Genomic DNA, 23,929 nt, shown 5'->3' on the forward strand with positions numbered 1-23,929 from the left:
CCCTTGTCCCAAGGTCAAGAGAGGATTTGCTTATACTGATTCCAAAGTAAATGTTATAGAAGTGATTGGTACAAATCACTATACGCCAAACTAGCCGTGTCCCAAGAAAAATCTCTTTCCATGGCCTGTTCTTGCATGGATTTCCATGCCTCCTTATCGTGGGTATAGAGGTTAAGAGCTTCTTTAAAAGTCCAGCTCAACCAATAACCAGAAAAATTATTAAAACTAAATCCAGTTCCTTGACCTGTATAAACATTATAAGGTTCTACTGTATCGCGCAGACCGCCAACTTCATGTACCAAAGGCAAGGTTCCATAACGCATAGCCATCATTTGAGATAGACCACAAGGTTCGAAGCGACTAGGCATCAGGAAAATATCACTGGCAGCATAAATCTCTTGAGCTAATCCCACATCAAAGAGAATGTTAGCCGAAAGCTTGTCTGGATAAGCTTGACCAAACCATGCAAAGGCTTGCTCAAATGCTGAATCACCTGTACCCAAAAGGACGATTTGTACATCTTGCTGAAGAAAATTATGCAACTCTTCAACCACTAGGTCAAAACCTTTCTGACGAGTCAGACGCGATACAATCCCAACAAGTGGAACATCGTCTCTAACAGGCAAGCCTACACGTTCCTGTAAAGCTCTCTTATTTTCTAGTTTACCAGATAAGTCAGATTTGTCAAAGTGATGGGCTAGCAATGGATCTGTTTCAGGATTGTAAATCTCTGTATCAATACCATTAACAATACCCACTAGCTTACCAGATTCCATCCGCAGAATCTGATCCAAATTGCAACCAAATTCTGGAGTCCGAATTTCACCAGCATAGCTAGGAGATACAGTGGTCACTCTGTCTGCGTAGAGAATACCAGCCTTCATCCAGTTGAGGCAGTCATTCCAGCGAAGGGTTCCGTCTGCATAGCGCTCATAGCCTACTCCGAAGAGCTCCCAGAGCATACTGTCCGGGAATTGACCTTGGAACTCCAAATTATGGATGGTCAAGACGGTTTTGATATTCTGATATGCTTGAATCCAGCGATATTTTTCCTTAACCAAGAAAGGAATCATCGCAGTATGGTAATCGTGAACGTGGAGGACATCTGGAATGAAATCAATCCGCTCCATCAACTCAACAGCTGCTAGTTGGAAGTAGGCAAAACGTTCCCCATCATCAAAGTCCCCATAAACATGGCCTCGGAAGAAATAATGCTGATTATCAATGAAATAGAAGGACACACCGTTCAAGACCAGGCGCTTAACCCCGACATACTGACGTCGCCAACCAACACTGATCTCAAAGTAGAAGAGATCCTCTACTTGATTGCCGAATTTAGCATCCGTCATATCATAATAAGGAAGAATAACACCAACTTGGTGACCATGTTTAACAAGTGATTTTGGGAGAGCGCCTATAACGTCCCCCAAACCACCTGTCTTCGAAAATGGTGCTCCTTCTGCTGCTACAAATAAAATCTTCATCGAATTATGTCCTCTGTTACTTTTTGACCTTTTTTAACAACAATTGGATTATCTTCTGTTCCACGTATTACAACACCTTCTGCAACCTCAACACCCTTGTCAAGAATGGCATATTCAACTGTTGCATTTGCACCAATTTCAGCCCGAGGAAATAGAATACTATTTTTCACTTGACTACCAGCTTTGATATTTGTATTACGTGAGATCACTGAATTAACAACCTCACCCTCGACAATACTTCCAGACGCAAATTGGGCGCGAGACACCTTTGAAGAAGGAGCATAATAGGTAGGTTCCTCATTCTTAACTTTGGTATATATTTTTTGATTTGGACTAAAGAGTGAATAGAATTTTTTGCTTTCTAACATATCGAGGTTAGCCTGATAGTATGTTTCTACAGAGTGGATATTGGCCAAATAGCCAGTATATTCATAGGCAAAAGCCCCTTCTTCAACCGCCAAATCACGTAGGACATAGCGTAGTTTTTGAGGATGTTCTTTCTTAGCCTCTTCCTCCAACTTTTCAATTAACCATGGAGTATCCACAACAAAGATATCCGTAGACATATTGAAGAGTTCTGCATCTTCCCGCTCATCAAAGAGCTTATGACCTCTGACGTGGTCTGTTTCATCAATATTTAAAACAGAGTTTACTTCAGAAATATTTTCTTTATGCAGTTTCTTATAAACAACTGTGATCGGTTGCTGCGTTGTATTGTGTAAGTGGAAAACCTGATTGAGATCTATATTAATCAAAATATCACAGTTGAGAGCAACAGTTTGGTTAGAACCAGAACGTTTGAGATAAGTTAAGAGCTGATCATAGTATTCCTCACCGACTGTAGAGCTTTCTACACGAGTATTGTAGATTCCCAAATAGTAGTGACTGAGGAGAGTAGATAGCCCCCATTCACGACCTGAACGGATATGGTCAAATACTGAGCTAATGTTGTCCTGTTGGAAGATACCAAAGACGCTACGAATTCCTGCGTTAGCCAGACTTGAAAGAGGGAAGTCGATCAAGCGGTATTTTCCACCAAACGGAAGGCTGGCCACTGGACGATGATCCGTCAAAGTAGACATATCGTGGAACCCGACAGTATTTCCTAAAATCGCTGAATATTTATCAATCTTCATCTTTTGGTACCCCCACTTTCTCGTTGTATCCGACAACAAATACTTCCTCTGTGCCATCTATTTCTACACCTTCTGCAATAATGGCACCTTCTCCGATAATAGCCCGCTTAATCTTAGCACCCTGACCAATAATAGCACCACTCATGATGACAGAGTCCTCAATAACAGCACCCTTTCTAACTTGAGCCCCAGTAGAAAGAATGGAGTGTTTAACAGTCCCATCAACTAAGCAACCATCAACAACCAGAGAATCTTCTACTTTGGCATTTTCACTGAGGAAGTTTGGCGGAGAAATCAAGTTACGAGAATAAATCTTCCAGCGACGGTTACGGCTATCCAAAGCATTTTCTGGATTAATATATTCCATATTAGCCTCCCAGAGAGACTCAACCGTACCAACGTCTTTCCAATAGCCTTCAAAATCATAAGCATAAACACTTTCGCCAGATTCTAAGTAGTTAGGGATAACATTTTTACCGAAATCGGACATATCTACATTGCTCTTTTCAGCTGCCACCAGCATATTGCGCAGGCGTTGCCAATCAAAGATATAAATCCCCATAGAAGCCTTAGTTGACTTAGGATTTTCTGGTTTTTCCTCAAATTCAACAATCCGATTATTAGCATCTGTATTCATGATACCAAAACGGCTGGCTTCTTTGAGAGGTACATCCAAAACAGCTACTGTCAAGCTGGCATTATTGTCCTTGTGAGACTGGAGCATATCATCATAATCCATCTTGTAAATATGGTCTCCAGATAAGATCAAGACATATTCTGGATTGATGCTGTCAATGTAATCAATATTTTGGAATATTGCATGACTAGTTCCTTCAAACCAGCGATTTCCTTCACTAGCAGAATAAGGCTGAAGAATGGACACCCCTGTATTAATGCCGTCTAATCCCCAGCTGGACCCATTTCCAATATGGCTATTCAAAGCCAGAGGCTGGTATTGAGTAATGACACCGACATTGTGAATGCCGGAATTAGCACAGTTAGACAGGGCAAAGTCAATAATACGATATCGTCCACCAAACTGTACTGCAGGTTTTGCAATACTCTGTGTAAGCTTTCCAAGACGTGTTCCTTGCCCACCGGCAAGAATCAAAGCTAGCATTTCATTCTTCATAGACTACTCCTTGCTAAGGTTCGAGTGCATTAAACATCAAAAACAGGAAATGTGTTGACGGAACGGTACTCCAAGGAAGACTTATACCTTACAGCATCCGAACTTATGGCTCATTTCATTTCGCAAATTGCGTATTTTTCTCCGATATTTTAATACAAGTTCAATTACAACAAATGGGATAACCCTATTTTTTATTTTTAGTCGACTTTGATTTAATACGACGCTTAATCTTCCAGATGCTGGCTCCAAGAGCTGGCAGTGTGAAGGTCAAGGTCTGCGGATAATCCTTCCAAAGTCCTTCTTGAGACTGAACTGTTTCGTTATGTTCCTTCCAAACACCTCCCCATTCTTCTAATTCAGTGTTCCATACTTCTTCATAAATGGCTTCCACTGGAACACCAATGGTAAAGTTCTTCCGCTCTACCGGCGCCATATTGAATACACAAACTAACATATCTCCTTTTTCAGTCTTACGAATAAAGGAGAGGACACTTTGATCAACATTATCTGCATCTATGATTTCGATGCCATCATAGCTCAGATCAATCTCCCAAAGCGGACGATTGTCTTTATAGAAGGCATTGAGTGCAGCAGTAAAGCCCTGCATCTTCTTGTTCATCTGATCGTCCAGATTAGACCACTCAAGTTGCTCTTCTGACTTCCATTCTAAGAACTGACCAAATTCTGATCCCATAAAGAGCAATTTCTTGCCCGGATGGCAGATTTGGTAGGTCAGCAAGTTGCGGAGCCCTGCAAATTGATTATAACGGTCGCCCCACATCTTGTGCATGAGACTCTTCTTGCCGTGAACCACTTCATCATGTGAGAACGGCAGTAGGAAGTTTTCAGAGAATACGTACATAAAGCTAAAGGTTACCAGATTAAAATCGTACTTACGATAAATCGGATCTTCTTCGTAGAAACGAAGGATATCATTCATCCAGCCCATATTCCACTTGTAGTCAAAACCTAGGCCACCCAGCTCTCTCATACCCGTAATCTTGGTGCCTGAGGAACTTTCCTCTGCAATCATCATGACATCTGGATGAGCTAGCTTGATAACCGTATTGAGGCGTTGCAGGAAGTAATACCCTTCATAATTGCGATTGCCTCCATCTTTGTTTGGTTGCCAAGGTCCGCTATCATAGTCCAGATAGAGCATATTGCTGACAGCATCAACCCGAATCCCGTCCAGATGATAGAAATCAATCCAGAATTTAATGCTGGAAATCAAGAAAGACTGAACCTGATTCTTGCCCAAATCAAAGTTGAGAGCACCCCAACCATAGTTATGAGCCCGATCGTGGTCCTGATACTCGAAAGTCGGTGTGCCATCATAGTAGGCTAAAGCATCATCATTAATAGTGAAGTGACCTGGTACCCAGTCTACAATGACCCCGATATTGTTCAAGTGACACTCTTCGACGAAATCTTGGAATTCCTCAGGTGTACCATAGGTATGCTCAAAGGCGAAGTAGCCCATAAGCTGATAGCCCCAGCTAAGTCCCAGTGGGTGAGCCATAAGTGGCATAAATTCCACATGTGTGTAGTTCATCTCCACTAGATAAGGAATCAAGTCTTCTTTTAACTGAGAAAAGCTATAAGGACTGCCATCTTCATTGCGTTTCCATGAGCCAGCATGCACTTCATAGATATTGACAGGTCGTGAGAAGAAGCCCCAGCGCTTCCGACGGGCTAGCCAGAGACCATCTTTCCATTTCTTTTCAGGAATAGTACGGATAACTGCTCCAGTTCCAGGACGCTCTTCCAAATAGATAGCCAGTGGGTCAATTTTCAAAATTTCTTGACCACTGCTACGTTTGACATTGTACTTGTAAATATCTCCTTCCTTTGGTAGGTCTGTAAATACTTCCCAGACCCCTGCTTCATTACGTGCCATAGGAATTTGATTTTCATACCAATTAGTGAAATCACCAATCAAATGAACACTCTGAGCATTGGGAGCCCAAACACGGAAAGAGTAGCCGACCTTACCATCTACTTCTTCCTGATGTGCTCCTAGATAGTGTTGCAAATGAAAGTTTTCACCAGTTGTAAAGGTTCTTAATGCTTCGTTTTTGTCCATGCAATCACCTCTTTGTAAGCGTTTTCTATGTTTCTATTTTATCTTAATTTCGACATTTTTTCAAGTAAATTTCATAAATATTGGCAAATTTTTCCAAAAACCGAACGATTCACCTCTCTCCGTTTTCTTATATACCAATTTCCTGTTGATTCATTTTCATCCATATATAAGTCGCTGTTTTGACGAACGAAATTTAAAGAAAGAACCATTTTGAAAATGGTTCTAAAAAAGAGCGGTTTCCCGCTCTATAAAATTAATTAATCAAAGTCCAGATATTCTTTTTCAAGCTTCAAGACTTCTTCCAACGTTGCACATTCTGTCAATGCACGTTGAGCCAATTCTTCCATCTTCTTAGTATCTAACTTCTTCATGAGGCTACGAGTCCGAAGAACAGATGTCGCACTCATAGAGAACTCATCCAAGCCCATACCAACAAGCAATGGTACAGCTGTTTGATCACCAGCCATTTCTCCACACATACCTGCCCACTTGCCTTCAGCATGAGCTGCCTTGATAACATTATTGATCAAGCGAAGGATAGATGGGTTATAAGGTTGGTAGAGGTAAGAAACTTGTTCATTCATTCGGTCCGCTGCCATGGTGTATTGAATCAAGTCATTGGTACCGATAGAGAAGAAGTCAACTTCCTTAGCAAATTGATCCGCTAGCATAGCTGCTGCTGGGATTTCAATCATGATCCCCACTTGGATATTGTCTGCTACTGCAACGCCTTCAGCTTGCAGTTTAGCTTTTTCTTCGTCATAAACCGCTTTAGCTTTACGGAATTCTGTCAGAAGAGCTACCATTGGGAACATGATACGCAACTGTCCATGTACAGACGCACGCAAGAGAGCGCGAATTTGTGTACGGAACATTGCATTACCAGTTTCAGAGATAGAGATACGCAAAGCACGGAAGCCAAGGAATGGGTTCATTTCATGTGGCATATCGAAGTAAGGAAGTTCCTTATCTCCACCAATATCCATCGTACGAACAACCACTGGTTTTCCGTTCATTCCTTCAAGAACAGCTTTGTATGCTTCATACTGCTCGTCTTCTGTTGGGAAATCTTGAGAATCCATGTAGAGGAACTCAGTACGGTAAAGACCAACAGCTTCTGCACCATTTGCATTTACACCTTCAACGTCCTTTGGTGTACCAATGTTAGCCGCCAACTCGAAGTGTTTGCCATCTGCTGTTACAGTTGGGGCATCCTTAAGCAATTCCCATTCAGCCTTTTGTTTAGCATAAGCTTCACCAGCTGCTTTGAAATCTGAGATTTGCTCTTCAGTTGGGTTGATAATCACTTCACCAGTGATACCATTCGCTGCAATGATGTCCCCATCTTTTACCAATTCTGTAATATTATTAGTACCGAGAACAGCTGCAATTTCAAGCGTACGAGCCATGATTGCTGAGTGACTAGTCCGTCCACCGATATTTGTTACAAAAGCCTTAACAAAGTTTTTATCAAGCTGTGCTGTATCAGATGGAGTCAAGTCATGTGCAATGACAACCACTTCCTCATTAATAGAAGCTGGGTTTGGCAATTTTTTACCCAAAAGGTTTGCAAGAACACGTTTTGTAACGTCACGGATATCCGCTGCACGTTCCTGCATGTACGGATTGTCTTCCATACCTTCAAAAATTGTGATAAACATATCCGTTACTTCTTTAAGACCCGCTTCAGCGTTCACTTTTTTCGTACGGATTGTTTCTTTAATCTGACCAACCATTTCAGGGTCAGAGAGAACCATTAAGTGAGCATCAAATACTTGGGCTGCTTCTTCACCAAGGCTACCTACTGCCTTCTCGCGGATAACAGAAAGCTCGTTCTGTGAAGCTTCAAGAGCTGCATCCAAACGAGCCTCTTCTGCATTCGTATCTTCGACTGAAACAGTCTCAAATGACAAATCCGGTTGGACTAATAGATATGCCTTAGCAACAGCAACACCATCAGATGCCGCAATTCCTTTAAGCATTTCTGTCATATTATGCCAATCCTTCTTTTTCCATTGTTTCTGCAATAGCTGCAAGTGCGTCGTCAGCATCTGCACCTTCAGCAGAGATAACTACGTCTGCACCTTGACCAACACCAAGGCTCATTACGCCCATGATTGATTTCAAGTTTACTGATTTACCTTTGTATTCAAGAGTGATATCTGAAGCAAATTTACTTGCAGTTTGAACCAACAAAGTTGCTGGACGAGCGTGAATACCTGTTTCTGCCACAATGTGGAAATCTTTAGAAGCCATAATTAGACTCTCCTTTAAATAATTCTTTTTTAGGATATTTTGATAACCCTTACAATTTCTGATTATATCATTTTTTGAAATCTTTTTCAAGAATCAGTATCAGTTTTTTCAAATTTCAACAGCATTTTTCAATCTAAAATCTTATCAGACACCTTATTTTATAAGTTCTATCTAGCTATGTCTCCAGATAACTTTTTATTTGAGAATTGTTAACTCTATTTTCAAAAAAATTAGAAAAGAATTTTACCACCCATGTAAAAACCTTGATTTATCAATCTTTAAGATACTTTCTCTCTTTTCACCTTTACTGCAAAACACCATATCTTGTATTCTATACTGTGTTATAATAAAACATAACACAATATTTAGTCTAATCCATTGACAAGATTTTTTCTTTGAGATATACTAAGAAAGAATTAAATTTTAATAAACAGGAGTTCCTTTTATGGTAACGATTTACTCAAAAAATAATTGTGTTCAATGCAAAATGACCAAACGATTCTTGGATACAAATCATGTGGAATATAGAGAAATTAATCTTGACGAACAGCCAGAATATATCGAGCACGTCAAAAGCCTAGGCTTCAATGCTGCTCCAGTTATTCAAACAGCAACTGATGCTTTCTCTGGTTTCCAACCAAATAAATTAAAACAACTGTCATAAGAATAGCAAGACAAAAAAGAAGGGGAGCTTCTATAGTATATAGGAGCACTTTCTTTTGTAGAAAAGAATTATAAAGGAAACGATTATGGGTTTAAAACACTTAGAAGACGTTACATACTTCCGTCTTAACAATGAGATTAACCGTCCTGTCAACGGTCAAATCATGCTTCATAAAGACCAAGAAGCCTTAGAAGCTTTCTTTAAAGAAAACGTTGAGCCGAATACTAAACAATTTTCTTCAATTACAGAAAAAATTAAATATTTAATAGAAGAAAACTATCTAGAAAAAGAATTTATCCAGCTTTATTCTCCTGAGTACATCGAAGAGCTGGCTGCTTTTATCCATGCGCAAGATTTCAAGTTTAAATCTTTCATGGCGGCTTACAAATTCTACAACCAGTATGCACTAAAGACAAATGATGGTGAATACTATCTAGAAGGCATGGAAGAGCGTGTTCTCTTTAACGCCCTCTACTTTGCCAATGGAGATGAAGCGATTGCTAAGGATATTGCCAATGAAATCATCCACCAACGCTACCAACCAGCTACACCAAGCTTCCTTAATGCAGGTCGAGCTCGTCGCGGTGAATTGGTATCTTGCTTCCTCATCCAAGTAACAGATGATATGAACTCAATCGGTCGCTCTATCAACTCTGCCCTTCAACTATCTCGTATCGGAGGCGGAGTCGGTATTTCCCTCAGCAATCTACGGGAAGCTGGAGCACCTATTAAGGGTTATGAAGGAGCTGCATCTGGCGTTGTGCCTGTTATGAAACTCTTTGAAGACAGCTTCTCCTACTCTAACCAGCTGGGACAACGCCAGGGAGCTGGAGTTGTTTACCTCAACGTCTTCCACCCAGATATCATCGCTTTCCTTTCAACTAAGAAAGAAAATGCTGACGAAAAAGTTCGGGTTAAAACCCTCTCACTCGGTGTTGTCATTCCAGATAAATTCTACGAATTGGCACGTAAGAATGAAGAAATGTACCTCTTCAGCCCATATTCTGTTGAACGCGAATATGGTGTGCCATTTGCCTACCTTGACATCACTGAAAAATATGATGAGTTGGTCGCTAATCCAAATATCACTAAAACCAAGATCAAGGCTCGTGATTTGGAAACAGAAATTTCTAAACTCCAACAAGAATCTGGCTATCCTTATGTCGTAAATATCGATACAGCCAACCGTTCAAATCCAATTGACGGTAAAATCATCATGAGTAACCTTTGCTCTGAAATCCTGCAAGTGCAAGAACCTAGTCTTTTGAATGACGCCCAAGAGTATCTTCACCTGGGAACAGATGTATCATGTAACTTAGGTTCTACCAACGTTGTCAACATGATGACTTCTCCTGACTTTGGAAAGTCTATCCGAACTATGACACGCGCTCTTACTTTCGTTACTGATAGTTCACACATTACAGCTGTGCCTTCTATTGATCACGGAAATAGCCTAGCCCATACTTTTGGTTTAGGTGCTATGGGGCTACACAGTTATTTAGCTCAGCAGTTGATCGATTACGGATCAGCGGAAGCTGTAGAGTTCACCAGCATCTACTTCATGCTCATGAACTACTGGACCTTGGTTGAGTCTAACAATATCGCTCGCGAGCGTGGCGTGACTTTCCACAACTTTGAAAAATCTGACTATGCTAACGGAACTTACTTTGACAAATACCTAACGGGTGAATTTGTACCTAAGTCTGAACGTGTGAAGGAACTTTTCGCAGGAATCTTTATTCCATCTGCAGAGGATTGGGCAGAGTTACGAGATAAGGTCAAGGCTGATGGTCTCTACCACCAGAACCGCCTAGCCGTTGCACCAAATGGATCTATCAGCTACATCAATGACGTTTCTGCCTCAATCCACCCAATTACTCAACGGATCGAAGAACGTCAGGAAAAGAAAATCGGTAAGATCTACTATCCTGCTGCTGGTCTATCAACTGAGACCATCCCATACTATACTAGCGCCTACGACATGGACATGCGCAAGGTTATCGATGTCTATGCAGCGGCAACTGAGCACGTGGACCAAGGTCTTTCCCTTACTCTCTTTATGCGCAGCGATATTCCTAAAGGCCTCTACGAGTGGAAAAAAGAAAGCAAGCAAACTACCCGCGACTTGTCTATCCTGCGTAACTACGCCTTCAACAAGGGTATCAAGTCCATCTACTACGTCCGTACCTTCACTGATGATGGTGGCGAAGTCGGTGCCAACCAATGTGAAAGCTGTGTGATCTAGTTCTTCTAGTAATCAGTCATCTCGTTTTTACTTACTGACTCGATTACTATTATCAGCTAACAACTCAAAAGTCGGTTCGCCGACTTTTTGTTCGATCCCCTTATAAAATTGTGATAAAATAATAATGATTCTTTATCACATCACAACACATAGAAAGAGATTTCAAATGGAAACTTACTACAAAGCCATTAACTGGAACGCTATTGAAGATGTTATCGATAAATCAACTTGGGAAAAATTGACAGAACAATTCTGGCTGGATACCCGAATTCCCCTGTCTAATGACCTGGATGACTGGAGAAAGCTGTCTCACAAGGAAAAGGACTTGGTCGGCAAGGTCTTCGGTGGTCTGACCCTGCTGGATACCCTCCAGTCTGAATCTGGTGTAGATGCCCTACGTAAGGACGTCCGTACAGCCCACGAAGAAGCTGTCTTCAACAACATTCAATTCATGGAGTCCGTTCACGCCAAGTCTTACTCTTCTATCTTTTCTACGCTTAACACCAAGTCAGAAATCGATGAAATCTTTGCTTGGACCAATACAAACCCATACTTGCAAAAGAAAGCTGAAATTATCAATGAGATATACTTAAATGGTACAGCCTTAGAAAAGAAAGTAGCCAGCGTTTTCTTGGAAACATTCCTCTTCTACTCTGGTTTCTTCACTCCACTTTACTATCTGGGGAATAATAAACTGGCTAACGTCGCTGAGATTATCAAGCTGATTATCCGTGATGAATCCGTCCACGGAACCTACATCGGCTACAAGTTCCAGCTAGGTTTTAACGAATTACCAGAAAACGAGCAAGAAAAACTCAAAGAATGGATGTACGATCTGCTCTACACCCTCTATGAAAATGAAGAAGGTTATACAGAAAGTCTCTATGACGGTGTTGGCTGGACAGAGGAAGTCAAGACCTTCCTACGCTACAACGCCAATAAGGCCTTGATGAACCTAGGCCAAGATCCTCTCTTCCCAGATACCGCTGATGATGTAAACCCAATTGTTATGAACGGTATCTCAACTGGTACTTCCAACCATGACTTCTTCTCCCAAGTTGGTAATGGCTACCTACTTGGTGAAGTGGAAGCTATGCAAGATGAAGACTACAATTATGGCTTATAAAAACAAAACCCATTCCAAAATTTGGAATGGGTTTTTTATATACTATTTTAAATAACAAATCTTGAAAAGATCATTCAATAGTATTGGTTCTCACTTTTTAACGAAGGAAAATGAGAAGAAGAAAGGCAAGCAAATTATTAGCCATATGCAAAGCAATCGCATAACGTAAATCTTTTCTACATAAATATCCTAAGGCAAAGATAACTCCCATAATAAAATACGTTAGAAATTGGCCTGGGGTTGCTGGCCTATGAAGTAGAGAAAATAGAGTAGAGGAGACAAGAATATAGAGTAACTTTCGTAAGGAAGTCACTTGGTTTGAGAAAAAGAACTTAGCCATAAAACCTCGAGTCAGCAGCTCTTCAACAATCGGAGCAAGGAAAACCACAAAAATAAAAGCAAATGCAGGCTGATAAGCAATCAGCATTTCTACATTATTTTGATTTTCCGACGGATTCGTGGGCATTAATTCTTGGAAAATTATAAAAGCAATCAAAAGAATGACCGGTAGCCAAACAGAAGAGATTATCCTTGTTTTTTTCACCTCTAATTTAAAATCATGCTGATACCATTTCCACAAAGGAATAATATATAAAGCCGATAAGAATAAAAGGATCGGGAGAGCAATATATTGAGAGGTTCCCATCATCAGAGATTCTAAAACACTAGAAATGATGCTTGAAAAAATAACAAAATAAGACAATATAACTAAAGAATAAAGTCCTAAATGGACAAGGAAGGTTTTGATGTTCTTTGTATTCTTCATATTTCTAATCCTTTCGATAAATATTTAGACCAACTTCGGTATCTTCAACAAGAATTTCTTCCTTCTGACTAATGAGGATATAAGACAAATAAAAATCACCGATACAAGAGGCTGCATGAATGCTAGCCAGAGCAATGTAGGAAGGGCTGGATAGCCATTCAAGTTCACAACAGACTGTTAAAAAGAGACTGATCAAAACAAAGGGTGCCAGAGCAATGATCAACATCTTACCCCTGCTATAAAAACTCCCAGGGCTAGTCGCGTAGGCCATACCGTTTTTAAAACCAAATTTGACCTTCGTTTTTTCATTACCAAAGATCTTGAAGAAAAAGCCATGGATCAACTCATGCACAACCAGCAAGGCGAACAAGTATAAAAAGTCTGTAAAGACGAACAGCCCCTCGTCTTCTTCTAACAATTCAAGTGCTACCCAAGCAAAGAAAAAGAGAAAAGGGAGAATTAATAAAAGAGCTCCTATATTAAGCCAAAGGTTCGTTTTCTTATCCGTTAAAAAATCAATCTTTCGCAGTAATTTCATAGTCAATCCTCTCTTCTTTTATTTAAAGTACTTTTTAACCATAGGATAGAACATGACATTGATATAAATGAAAATAATGGTCAGTACGATATAAGCTGAAACAACATTCATCGGAGTCAGTAAGCCCACTAACCACATCAGAACATAAAGGCTAGGAATGACCCGTTGATTTAGATTAAAGAGGATCAAAAAGCTCTGTTCATAGTTAGCTTGTAGTTCTCCCTCGTCAAAGGAAAAAGCAAATTTCTTCATTTCTTCAACGGTAGGTGCTATCGATAGTTTATATTTTCGAATTTTCTGTGTCGTCTTGAGCAATACTATTTGGGCAATTACAAGGGCTAGAAGAATAACTCCATCATATAGATTAATCCAAAACACCGCACCAGCTTCTAATAATGGAAAAACATAGTTTACACCAACAAATAAGGTAAATAAAGTCAAAGCAGAGGTGACATTAAATAAGATCGTCACAGATTCTAACGTTTTAAAGGTTTGACGATAAAGTTCATACTCCTTATCCTCATCCTCTTCTTTCTCCATAGACAGATGATACTTATTTGCTTGGTAGATTAAATAAAAGGTTAAAGGATAAAGAATGGTCAAGCAAACACGTCCTATGTTTTGTAGTAGTCCTACATTCAAAAAACTTGGCCAAGAGACATGTTCAATGCGAGCAGCAAAGAAGCCGATTGCTCCTCCAATGATTATGGCTAGAATTAAGAAAATTACATTTCTCATTATTCTTTTTTTCGTTGTCATGATTTTCCTTTCCTATCTCTCAATCTAGAGTTTATACTCGACTTACCGCTAGCTTTTCGTTTATGGCTTATTCTTTTATCTAGGATAGCTGCTAGAGTGAGATAAAACACAACAGCCCATTCTAACCTCAGGGGCAATTCTATTTGAAGTAGCCCTGCATCTTTTAAAACATAAGACAAGACATAAACAATAAACAAAGATAAAAGCAAAAGTTGACGATTATTTTTAAGTTGTTTCATTCTTCCTCGATTCTAAAAACGTTCTCGACAGTTTCTCCAAAAATATGAGCAATTTTCAACGCAATGATGATAGAGGGAGTGTACTCGCCTCGTTCCAAGAGACTGATAGTCTGTCTGGATACTTCTGCTCTCCTTGCTAACTCTGTCTGATTGAGGCCATCTCGTGCTCGCAACTCCTTGAGACGATTCTTTAATTTCATGAAATTTCCTCTCAATTCTCCAGTAACTCAACAGACCGAATATCTTCAATGCGCATAAGCTTCGTTTTTTTCTGGCCTTTTTTATCAGTTTTACTAAGCTTAACCCAGTCTTCGTCCACATCCACTACAAGCCAATCATTTGTCCCAATCAATTCACTTGTAATCATTGGTTTCTTTCCAATCATCTCTTTTAAAAATCGTGACATTGTTTTCTCTCCTTTTCTATTTCTTTCTAAAGACTTTATCCGTCCCTGCATCCGTTTTAACTTATTGAAAGAATCAATCCCAAAGATAAAAACCATAAAAGTCATCGGAAACAAGAACCATAAGAATACATTCATAAGCGTCCCTCCATTTCCTGTTCAAAAACATTGTAACAGATTCTTTTCTTTTTGACAAGTATCTTTGTCAAAAAAATAACAATCCTTGTCAAAAGTACTATTATCATAGACAAAAAAGAATCCAGCTCAAACTGAATCCTTTTCCTTTATTCATCTACTTCTGAAAATACTTCTTTTAAAACAGTAATCCCCTGCTGGATTTCCTCCCTGCTGATAGTCAAAGGCGGCAGGAGACGGATAACATTCTCACCGGCGGTCAGGATAATCAAGCCTTTCTGACGAGCACCTTCAACAATCTTTGACAGACTGGCGCTTGTCTCAATCCCAATCATCATGCCCAGACCGCGAACAGCAGAAATCTTTGGATGGTCCTGAAAAGCAAGCTGTAGCTGCTCCAGTAAGATGGCACTCTTAGACCTGACTTCTTCCAGAAAGCCCATCTCTTTCATAATATGCAAGGTCTCCAAGGCAGCTGCCATGGCTAATTTATTGCCACCAAAGGTAGAACCATGACTGCCAGGTCCAAGAGCGGAAGCCAATCTGGATTTTCCTAATAGAGCACCTGCAGGCAGGCCATTGGCCAGACCCTTAGCCAGTGTCACAATATCCGGTATAATCCCATAATGCTCAAAGGAATAAAGCTGACCAGTGCGCCCCATACCTGTCTGTACCTCATCAACAATCAGCAAAATCCCCTCTCGTTGGCAAAAATCAGCCAAAACTTTGACAAAGCTTGCTTCTGCTGGACGAACTCCTGATTCTCCTTGGACCAATTCCAGCATGATAGCTGCTGTATCCTGATTGACCAAGTCTTCTACGCTGGCCAAATCATTGTAAGCTGCATAGCTGAAATGAGGCACCCCATCACCAAATCCTTCCTTGATCTTATCCTGTCCTGTTGCGGCCATAGCGCCAAAGGTACGACCGTGAAAGGATTGCTGAAAGGTGATAATGCCTTGCTTGCCAGTAGCCTTACGAGCTAGCTTAATAGCTGCTTCATTGGCTTCCGCTCCGCTATTACAGAAAAATGCCAAATAATCATAAGAACCTGCCAACGCTTGAGCCACCTGCTCTTGCAGGGAGCTAAGATAAAGATTGGGGCTGTGCCAGATGCGCCCTGCTTGCTGGATCAAAGCCCGCTGAACCTGAGGGTGAAAGCCAAGATTGGTTACGCCAATCCCCGATGAAAAATCCAAATAAGCCTTTCCCTCACTATCAATCAGATAGGTGCCCTCTGCTTTAACAAACTCAATAGGTGCCCGCTTGTAGTTTTCAAATAAATAAGTCATAATTATCCCTCTGCTATCAAGGTGCCCGTCAAAAGATTATCGCCAATCAAAACCTGCCCGACACCAGAAAGCACAGTCTGAACAGCACTCTCAATTTTGGGAATCATGCCGCCCTTGATGACACCTGTCTGAATCTTCTTGGAAACCTGACTGGTCAGAAGCTGGGGCAGGACTTTTTTATCCTCCAGAACCCCTTCTATATCTGTCATCAGGATCAGCTTCTCTGCCTGCAAGCTACTGGCAACTGCCGCAGCTAGATAGTCTGCATTGATATTTAAGAGCTCCCCAGCTGCATTTTGTCCTAGCGAAGCCAGCACCGGGACCATATCCGCAGCCAGCAACTGCTCTAGATAAGCAGTTTGAATGGCCGTCACCTGACCGACATAGCCATAGAGATCTTTATCAATAAAATCTGCCGAAACTGTCTTTCCCAAATGTGAAACCAGCTGAAGACTTTCAATATCTGAATCGTTCAGTTTTTGTGTCAGTGTCCGGCCAACTTGACCTAGCAAGGCCTGCTCAATAATGGGTAAGTCAGACTTGGCTGTTACCCGCAACCCCTTAACCTTGCGAGTAGGCAGCTGACGCTCTTTCATGAGTTGGTTTATGACCAGACCGCCCCCGTGAACGACTACGATTTTCTTACCAGCTACTATCCACTCTTGCATCTGCTTGATAAACTTATCAGACAGCTTTTGCGCAGCAACACCACCAATTTTTATAACAATTACATCTTTCATTGCATTTCTCCTTAGGTTCTATAGAGGGCATTGATTTTCACATAATCATAGGATAGATCGCAACCCCAGGCCTGAGCTTCAGCGTCCCCATCGTGTAGGTCAATGGTCAAGGTCAACAGTTCTCCAGCCATGGCATCACCAGTCTCCTCGTGGTCAAAAGCCACAGGGCTAGAAGCCTGCATAACTGGAATCCCCGCAATCCAAATATCAATATTATCTACTGAGACATCTGCTCCCGCATAGCCGATAGCTGCTAAGATTCGGCCCCAATTGGGATCTTGGCCAAAAATGGCGGTTTTAACCAAGCTAGAGCCAACGACACTTTTAGCAATCATACGGCCACTCCGTTCATCCTTGGCATGCCGAACATTGACCTCAATCAACTTGGTCGCTCCTTCGCCATCCTTGGCAATTTTCTTAGCCAAGTCAGCCATAAGATAGCGGAGCATCTTAGAAAACTTTTCAAATTCTTCCGTATCTGGCAGAATTTCTTCATTTTGTCGGCAGCCATTAGCCATGACAAGCACCATGTCATTGGTAGATGTATCTCCATCCACCGTGATTTGGTTGAAAGTTGACTCTACATGCTGACTGAGAGCCTTTTGCAAGGTAGCACTAGAAATATTAGCGTCACAGGTGATAAAGGCCAGCATAGTTGCCATATTCGGATGAATCATGCCCGAGCCCTTAGCCACTCCCGCCATCGTTACCAGGTCTGAGCCAAACTCTTCTGTAACTACACAGGTCTTTGTACAAGTATCTGTCGTCAGGATAGCCTCAGCAAAATCTTCTGCCTTACCACTCACCAGAATCTGTGACAGACCATTTTTTAGAGCATCCATTGGAAGCTGCTCGCCGATGACTCCTGTAGAAGCCAGACCAACCAAGTCGGACTCAATCTGTAGCTTTTGGGCAGTCAATCGCTGCATCTCATAGGCGGCGTCCAGCCCCTGCTGGCCTGTACAGGAATTGGCAACACCAGAATTAACCACTATTGCCTGCAATTTCTGGCTCTTTTGGATTGATGCTTTGGTCACTAGAAGCGGAGCAGCAATGACCTTATTAGTCGTATAAACTCCTGCCACACTGGCTGGCACTTCAGAGACAATCCAACCAAAATCCAACTTCTTTTTCTTAAAGCCGGCGTGTAAACCGTCAGCCGAAAAGCCTAGCGGACTGGCAATCGTTCCATCAATAATCTTCATAACTAACCCTTTCTCATCTAGACATAGGACGGTTGACTGAGCAAGCCATCTGTTTCAGGGAAGCCCAGCATCAGATTCATATTTTGAACTGCCTGACCAGCAGCCCCCTTGATCAGGTTATCCAGCACAGCCACTATAGTTAAAATATTTGTCACAGGATTATAGTCAAAACCAATATCTGTATAATTAGTACCGACAACCTGGTGCAAATTCGGCAGAGCTGCTTGAATACGGACAAAAGGCTTATCCTGATAGCAATTTTGGTAAATAGCAACCAGCTCTTCTCGAGTCAAAGGTTCTTTCAACTTGCAATAAACTGTCGCCACGATACCACGATTGAGCGGAATAAGGGAAGTTGAAAACTGAATCTGCTGCAATCCCTCATCAAAACGTTGCAACTGCTGCACAATCTCTGGAATATGCTGATGCTGATTCAGCTTATAAGTCACATAGTTATCGTGCACATGGACAAAATGGCTGGATGCAACTGGATTTTTCCCAGCCCCTGTCAAACCACTCTTGGCATCGACAATAATGGAGTCCAGCTCAATAGCCTGAGCCTGTAGCAAGGGAATCAAGGCCAACTCTGTAGCTGTCGCATAACAGCCGGGATTAGCAATAAATCGCTTCCCTCTGACATCTGTAAACTCAGACAGCCCATAAATAAACTCTTTTTGGACATAGTCTTCAGCTGGCTCTTTCTGATACCATTTTTTATAAATATTCCCTGATAAACGATGATCTCCTGATAGGTCAATGACTGGAAATCCTGCTTCTACAAAGTCTTTTGACAAATCTTTAGCCACTCCACTTGACGTTGCAAAGAAAACAAGATCTGCTCGTCGCATTATTTCCTGACTGTCAAAAGCTTCTATTTTCAAGTCGCAAATCCCCTTCAAATGAGGATAAAGCTCTGAAACAGGAGCCTCCATATCTCGGCTGGCATGAAGGGAAACGACCTCCACCTGCGGATGTTGCAGTAAAATACGGAGGAGTTCCATTCCTGAGTAACCAGTAATTCCTACAATCGAAATTCGCATATTTTTAAAACACCTCCGTATAAATATGCGTTTTATTTTACGTATATTTCTTCACTTTGTCAAGCGTTTTTTGTATTTTTATACAATATTTTTTGAAGATAGCATTAAAGATTTGAAAGAACATGCATGATTGCTTGCCTAAAAGCAGAATATCTTCTTCTCATACAGAGGAGTAATGAAGCTGAGAGTACAGAAAAAGATCTGCCAAAAGAGCAGACCTTTTATCTATCTATTATCTAATATTATAACTTCTCAGCTACTGCATCCAACAAGTCTTGAATCTTCGCTTGGTTGCTTCCTCCTGCCATGGCCATGTCTGGTTTACCACCACCACGTCCATCGACGATTGGAGCCAATTCTTTAATCAGGTTTCCTGCATGCACATCTTTTGTCTTGCTAGCTACAAGAACGTTAACCTTGTCACCGATCGCTGCAACTAGAACAAGCAAGTCAGAGTAGTCTTTTTGTTTCCAGTTATCTGCAAAAGTACGAAGGGCACCGGCATCTGATACAGAAACTTGACTAGCAATGTAACGGTGTCCGTTGACTTCCTTCACATCCTTGAAGACATCACCTGCAGCTGCGGCTGCGGCTTTTTCCTTCAATTCTGCATTTTCTTTTTGGAGTTGACGGAGCTGCTCTTGAAGTCCTTCGACTTTGTGAGGCACTTCCTTGAACTGAGGTGCTTTCAATATTGCTGCGACAGCTTTCAGAGCGTCTTCTTGCTCACGGTAGGCTTCAAAGGCTTCCTTACCAGTTACTGCTAAGATACGGCGAGTACCTGAACCAATCCCTTCTTCTTTGACAATCTTGAAGAGACCAATCTCAGAGGTGTTGCCAACGTGGGTACCACCACAGAGCTCCACTGAGTAGTCACCAATCGTCACAACGCGTACTTCCTTACCATATTTCTCACCAAAGAGAGCCATGGCTCCCATTTCTTTAGCAGTGTCAATATCTGTTTCAACTGTCTTGATGGCGATAGCTTCCCAGATTTTCTCATTAACTTGCTGTTCAATAGCACGCAATTCTTCAGGACTCACTGCTTGGAAATGAGTGAAGTCAAAACGGAGGAATTCGACTTCATTAAGAGATCCTGCTTGGGTTGCATGACTTCCGAGGATATTGTGAAGCGCTGCATGGAGCAAGTGAGTCGCCGTGTGGTTCTTCATCACACGAAGACGACGATTGGTGTCGATGCTAAGTGTGTATTCTTGGTTCAAGGCAAGCGGAGCATGGACTTCAACAGTATGAAGTGGTTGGCCATTTGGTGCTTTTTGAACATCTGTTACAGTAGCCACAACGTTTCCTGAAACATCCAAGATTTGTCCATGGTCAGCGACCTGTCCACCCATTTCAGCGTAGAATGGAGTCTCCGCAAAGATGAGAGAGGCAGCTCCTTCAGATACAGCTTCTACTTCAGCATTATCAGCTACGATAGCGACCAACTTAGAAGGCAATTGACTAGCATTGTAGTTGAAGACACTTTCCACTGTAATGTTTTGGAGGGTTTCATTTTGCATTCCCATTGAGCCACCCTTAACAGCAGACGCACGCGCACGTTCTTGCTGCTCTTTCATGGCTGCTTCAAAACCTTCACGGTCTACAGTCATACCAGCTTCTTCAGCGATTTCTTCAGTCAATTCTACTGGGAATCCGTATGTATCATAGAGTTTGAAGACATCTTGTCCAGCGATGACGCTTTGACCTTTTTCTTTCAAGTCAGCTACAATGGTTTCTGCAAAGTGTTGACCTGAATGAAGGGTACGGGCAAATGACTCTTCTTCGCTCTTGACAATCTTTTCGATAAAGTCGCATTTTTCAAGCACTTCTGGATAATAGCTTTCCATGATTTTTCCAACAGTTGGAACGAGTTTGTAAAGGAAAGGTTCGTTGATGCCCAATTTTTGACCGTGCATAGAAGCACGACGGAGAAGACGGCGAAGGACATAACCACGACCTTCATTTCCTGGAAGAGCACCATCACCGATAGCAAATGAAAGGGAACGGATGTGGTCCGCAATAACCTTGAAGCTCATGTTGTCGCCATCTTGGTCATAGACCTTACCAGACAATTTCTCAACTTCACGGATAATCGGCATGAAGAGGTCAGTTTCAAAGTTTGTCTTAGCCCCTTGGATAACCGCTACCAAACGCTCCAAACCAGCGCCCGTATCAATATTTTTGTGAGGCAATTCCTTGTATTCGCTACGAGGAACAGCTGGATCAGCGTTAAATTGTGACAAAACGATGTTCCAGATTTCGATGTAACGGTCGTTTTCGATATCTTCTGCAAGCAGACGAACACCGATGTTTTCTGGGTCAAATGCTTCTCCGCGGTCAAAGAAGATTTCTGTATCAGGTCCAGAAGGTCCAGCACCGATTTCCCAGAAGTTGTCTTCGATTGGGATCAAGTGGCTTGGGTCCACTCCTACTTCAATCCAGCGGTTATAAGAATCTTTATCATCTGGATAGTAGGTCATGTACAGTTTTTCAGCAGGAAAATCAAACCATTCTGGGCTTGTCAAAAGCTCATAAGCCCAAGTGATGGCTTCGTCACGGAAGTAATCCCCGATAGAGAAGTTCCCCAACATCTCAAACATGGTGTGGTGACGAGCAGTCTTCCCCACGTTTTCAATGTCGTTGGTACGGATAGCTTTTTGCGCATTGGTAATACGTGGGTTTTCAGGCTTGATAGTTCCGTCAAAATATTTCTTAAGAGTTGCCACACCTGAGTTGATCCACAAAAGAGTTGGGTCATTTACAGGAACCAAGCTGACTGATGGTTCTACAGAGTGGCCTTTGCTTGCCCAAAAATCTAACCACATTTGACGAATTTGAGCACTTGACATTTGTTTCATTTATTTTTCTCCTTAAATCTTTTCAATATTTTTCCTATGATGATGAACTTTCCAGCATCTCGACGTAGTCAATAGCCACACAGAGGGAAATGACTAGATCTGCATAAGAGTCCTCAAGGACAGTTACAGTGTAAGTTGAGGTTAAATGGAAAATCTCTTTCTTAATTTCGGCGACAAGTTGATCTCGGTCATCCAACAATTTGAAATTCAAATCCCAGATGTTACCTTCAATTCGAAGCCCTAGTCTATCAAACTCATACTTATCACGCAAGAAGGTCAACTTCTTCCGAATAAAGAAATTCGAACCGTCACGTAGCTGAATCTTAAAGCGAGGAAGCAAGGTAAAAATTTCTTTACTGATTTCACTGACTTTCTCACCATGGGCGTCATAGATGGTAAAGGTCTTAGGAATTTTGAAAAAAGATCCCTCCACCTGATAGTTTACTACTCCTCTATCATCCTTGATATCGAAGCGTTCGCCTCCAAAACGAAACTTTTGTTTCACAAGAAATGTCTTCATAAACACCTCCAAAAATTAAAAGACAAGTCCATATCACGAAGGGCGAAAAACCGCGGTACCACCTTCATTCAATGAACTTGTCATTCTCATTTTATATTCAATTTTGCAGGATGAGTAGCATGATTTTTCGTCTCAGATGGCTTGCAGCACCGCCAATTCTCTGAACTAAGAACTTGAAAAATCAATTCTCACCATTTCATTATACTTGCTTATGCTTTCTTCGTCAACTTATTTTGATGAAGAAGATGAAGTATTTGTTTGGGTGTATTGAGAAAAGAGATTTTGGAAAGCAGCATCTTTAACTTTGATGTTTGCATCTTTCAATTCTTTTGCTACAACACTTTGGATGAAGCTTGTATTGTTTTGCTTAGTAGTTAAGATAACTTGCTTCAATTTATCTTTATAATCTTCCCACTTAGAAGACTTCTCTGTTTTGCTTACCAACTTAACGATATAATAGCTAGCTTGTCCTTGATTGCTACGAACAGTTACAAGATCTGAAACTGCATTAGCTTCTAATCCAAAAGCAGCTTTTTTTACAGCATCTGGCACATTAGTAGCTGCAGAGTCAAACTTGATTTCGCCACCTTTATCTTTGGTATCGCCATCTGTTGAATTATCTTTAGCCAACTGTGCGAAATCAGCTCCTTCAGCTTTAGCAGCTGCTAACACTTCCTTAGCCTTATCTTCACTGTCCACCTTGATAATTTGCGCAGTTACCTCTGGTGTATAAGATTCATAGGCAGCTTTATAATTTTCATCAGTAAGCTCTTTTTCTGCAGCTTTCTTAACAGCGTACTCTACAAGCTTATTGGTTCTAATTTGTTCACGATAAGCATCTTCTGTCAAACCTGCTTGAGCCAAGACACGAGCAAAATTATCTCCATAAGCTTTTGAGCTCTTTTCATAAGCTTCTTCGACTTCTTTATCAGTCACTTTCTTGCCGTATTGTTTTTCAAATACTTCTTTAATTGTTAAATTCAACAAAACTTGCTGAGCAGAAGGATTGCTTTTTACTTTATCATAAAACTCAGATACTGTAATAGTATCACCCTTCATAGTAATAATGTCCTTGTCAGAACCTGATGTTTTTCCACAAGCTGCTAAAACAGCTACTGACAAAAGGGTTACTGCCCCAGCGACAATTTTTTTATTCATTTTAATGAAAACTCCTTTGTAAAAATTGTTAGACTTGAAACAATTCATTCCATTGTCTCTACTCTTGATTGAGTTGCTGCGTTCTTTATTCTCTAAAAATGAACTACACAGCTTGGTTCACTCACTTTTCCTATTGTACCACAA

General features: G+C 41.2%; 22 protein-coding genes. 3 read left to right on the forward strand and 19 right to left on the reverse strand.

What is annotated here, in order from left to right; all coding sequences use genetic code 11:
* Positions 1-53: 53 nt before the first annotated feature.
* From glgA to HMPREF2780_RS06615, 6 genes are all read right to left on the reverse strand, one after another.
* On the reverse strand, positions 54-1,484 hold the full coding sequence (glgA, locus tag HMPREF2780_RS06590; RefSeq protein WP_061583056.1) for a glycogen synthase GlgA: 1,431 nt from the start codon (positions 1,482-1,484) through the stop codon (positions 54-56).
* The gene (gene glgD / locus HMPREF2780_RS06595; protein ID WP_061583057.1) at positions 1,481-2,620 is read right to left on the reverse strand and encodes a glucose-1-phosphate adenylyltransferase subunit GlgD; all 1,140 of its coding nucleotides are present in this window, start codon (positions 2,618-2,620) and stop codon (positions 1,481-1,483) included. The genes glgA and glgD overlap by 4 nt, the downstream gene beginning before the upstream one ends.
* Complete coding sequence (locus HMPREF2780_RS06600; protein WP_061583058.1) at positions 2,610-3,752, reverse strand: glucose-1-phosphate adenylyltransferase; 1,143 nt, start codon at positions 3,750-3,752, stop codon at positions 2,610-2,612. The genes glgD and HMPREF2780_RS06600 overlap by 11 nt, the downstream gene beginning before the upstream one ends.
* 184 nt (positions 3,753-3,936) lie before the next feature.
* Positions 3,937-5,838, reverse strand: a complete 1,902-nt coding sequence (gene glgB, locus HMPREF2780_RS06605) for a 1,4-alpha-glucan branching protein GlgB (protein ID WP_045503874.1) — start codon at positions 5,836-5,838, stop codon at positions 3,937-3,939.
* A gap of 257 nt (positions 5,839-6,095) precedes the next feature.
* Positions 6,096-7,829 (reverse strand): phosphoenolpyruvate--protein phosphotransferase, encoded by a 1,734-nt coding sequence (gene ptsP / locus HMPREF2780_RS06610; RefSeq protein WP_060970226.1) that lies wholly within the window; start codon positions 7,827-7,829, stop codon positions 6,096-6,098.
* A 1-nt stretch (position 7,830) separates the two neighbouring features.
* Entirely contained in the window at positions 7,831-8,094 is a 264-nt protein-coding gene (locus HMPREF2780_RS06615; protein WP_006596636.1) for a phosphocarrier protein HPr, read from the reverse strand.
* 445 nt (positions 8,095-8,539) lie between these two features.
* Here HMPREF2780_RS06615 and nrdH point away from each other — a divergent pair, with 445 nt between their 5' ends.
* The 3 genes from nrdH (at position 8,540) to nrdF (ending at position 12,129) form a co-directional block, all read left to right on the forward strand.
* Positions 8,540-8,758 (forward strand): glutaredoxin-like protein NrdH, encoded by a 219-nt coding sequence (gene nrdH, locus HMPREF2780_RS06620; protein WP_008809491.1) that lies wholly within the window; start codon positions 8,540-8,542, stop codon positions 8,756-8,758.
* Between the two features lie 85 nt (positions 8,759-8,843).
* The gene (gene nrdE, locus HMPREF2780_RS06625; protein ID WP_061595976.1) at positions 8,844-11,003 is read left to right on the forward strand and encodes a class 1b ribonucleoside-diphosphate reductase subunit alpha; all 2,160 of its coding nucleotides are present in this window, start codon (positions 8,844-8,846) and stop codon (positions 11,001-11,003) included.
* Between the two features lie 166 nt (positions 11,004-11,169).
* On the forward strand, positions 11,170-12,129 hold the full coding sequence (gene nrdF, locus HMPREF2780_RS06630; protein WP_061595977.1) for a class 1b ribonucleoside-diphosphate reductase subunit beta: 960 nt from the start codon (positions 11,170-11,172) through the stop codon (positions 12,127-12,129).
* Between the two features lie 97 nt (positions 12,130-12,226).
* Here the strand turns inward: nrdF and HMPREF2780_RS06635 are convergent, their stop codons facing one another.
* The 13 genes from HMPREF2780_RS06635 to prsA all read right to left on the reverse strand — a co-directional run bounded on the left by HMPREF2780_RS06635 (position 12,227) and on the right by prsA (position 23,785).
* On the reverse strand, positions 12,227-12,895 hold the full coding sequence (locus HMPREF2780_RS06635) for a CPBP family intramembrane glutamic endopeptidase (protein WP_061595978.1): 669 nt from the start codon (positions 12,893-12,895) through the stop codon (positions 12,227-12,229).
* A 4-nt stretch (positions 12,896-12,899) separates the two neighbouring features.
* Positions 12,900-13,433, reverse strand: coding sequence for a DUF3267 domain-containing protein (locus HMPREF2780_RS06640; RefSeq protein ID WP_048777489.1), 534 nt, complete (start codon positions 13,431-13,433; stop codon positions 12,900-12,902).
* An 18-nt stretch (positions 13,434-13,451) separates the two neighbouring features.
* Positions 13,452-14,192, reverse strand: coding sequence for a DUF3169 family protein (locus tag HMPREF2780_RS06645; RefSeq protein WP_048777490.1), 741 nt, complete (start codon positions 14,190-14,192; stop codon positions 13,452-13,454).
* The gene (locus HMPREF2780_RS06650) at positions 14,189-14,431 is read right to left on the reverse strand and encodes a hypothetical protein (RefSeq protein ID WP_048777491.1); all 243 of its coding nucleotides are present in this window, start codon (positions 14,429-14,431) and stop codon (positions 14,189-14,191) included. The genes HMPREF2780_RS06645 and HMPREF2780_RS06650 overlap by 4 nt, the downstream gene beginning before the upstream one ends.
* Positions 14,428-14,631 (reverse strand): helix-turn-helix transcriptional regulator, encoded by a 204-nt coding sequence (locus tag HMPREF2780_RS06655; protein ID WP_008809497.1) that lies wholly within the window; start codon positions 14,629-14,631, stop codon positions 14,428-14,430. The genes HMPREF2780_RS06650 and HMPREF2780_RS06655 overlap by 4 nt, the downstream gene beginning before the upstream one ends.
* Before the next feature lie 11 nt (positions 14,632-14,642).
* The gene (locus HMPREF2780_RS06660; RefSeq protein ID WP_046165288.1) at positions 14,643-14,972 is read right to left on the reverse strand and encodes a hypothetical protein; all 330 of its coding nucleotides are present in this window, start codon (positions 14,970-14,972) and stop codon (positions 14,643-14,645) included.
* Positions 14,973-15,118: 146 nt separating this feature from the next.
* Positions 15,119-16,261, reverse strand: coding sequence for an acetylornithine transaminase (locus HMPREF2780_RS06665; protein WP_046165287.1), 1,143 nt, complete (start codon positions 16,259-16,261; stop codon positions 15,119-15,121).
* 2 nt (positions 16,262-16,263) lie between these two features.
* Complete coding sequence (argB, locus tag HMPREF2780_RS06670) at positions 16,264-17,001, reverse strand: acetylglutamate kinase (RefSeq protein ID WP_048777492.1); 738 nt, start codon at positions 16,999-17,001, stop codon at positions 16,264-16,266.
* 11 nt (positions 17,002-17,012) lie between these two features.
* The gene (gene argJ, locus HMPREF2780_RS06675; protein WP_048777493.1) at positions 17,013-18,206 is read right to left on the reverse strand and encodes a bifunctional glutamate N-acetyltransferase/amino-acid acetyltransferase ArgJ; all 1,194 of its coding nucleotides are present in this window, start codon (positions 18,204-18,206) and stop codon (positions 17,013-17,015) included.
* A gap of 17 nt (positions 18,207-18,223) precedes the next feature.
* Positions 18,224-19,246: an N-acetyl-gamma-glutamyl-phosphate reductase gene (gene argC, locus HMPREF2780_RS06680; RefSeq protein ID WP_048777494.1), complete on the reverse strand. Its 1,023-nt coding sequence runs from the start codon at positions 19,244-19,246 to the stop codon at positions 18,224-18,226.
* 242 nt (positions 19,247-19,488) lie between these two features.
* A complete protein-coding gene (gene alaS, locus HMPREF2780_RS06685; protein ID WP_048777495.1) occupies positions 19,489-22,107 on the reverse strand; it encodes an alanine--tRNA ligase in 2,619 nt (872 codons plus the stop codon).
* Positions 22,108-22,141: 34 nt separating this feature from the next.
* Positions 22,142-22,627, reverse strand: coding sequence for an LURP-one-related/scramblase family protein (locus HMPREF2780_RS06690; RefSeq protein ID WP_048777496.1), 486 nt, complete (start codon positions 22,625-22,627; stop codon positions 22,142-22,144).
* A 228-nt stretch (positions 22,628-22,855) separates the two neighbouring features.
* Positions 22,856-23,785, reverse strand: coding sequence for a peptidylprolyl isomerase PrsA (gene prsA, locus HMPREF2780_RS06695; RefSeq protein WP_048777497.1), 930 nt, complete (start codon positions 23,783-23,785; stop codon positions 22,856-22,858).
* Between the last annotated feature and the right edge of the window lie 144 nt (positions 23,786-23,929).

Origin of the sequence: Streptococcus sp. HMSC062B01 (assembly GCF_001811085.1) — a bacterium.
Classification (GTDB): Bacteria; Bacillota; Bacilli; order Lactobacillales; family Streptococcaceae; genus Streptococcus; species Streptococcus gordonii.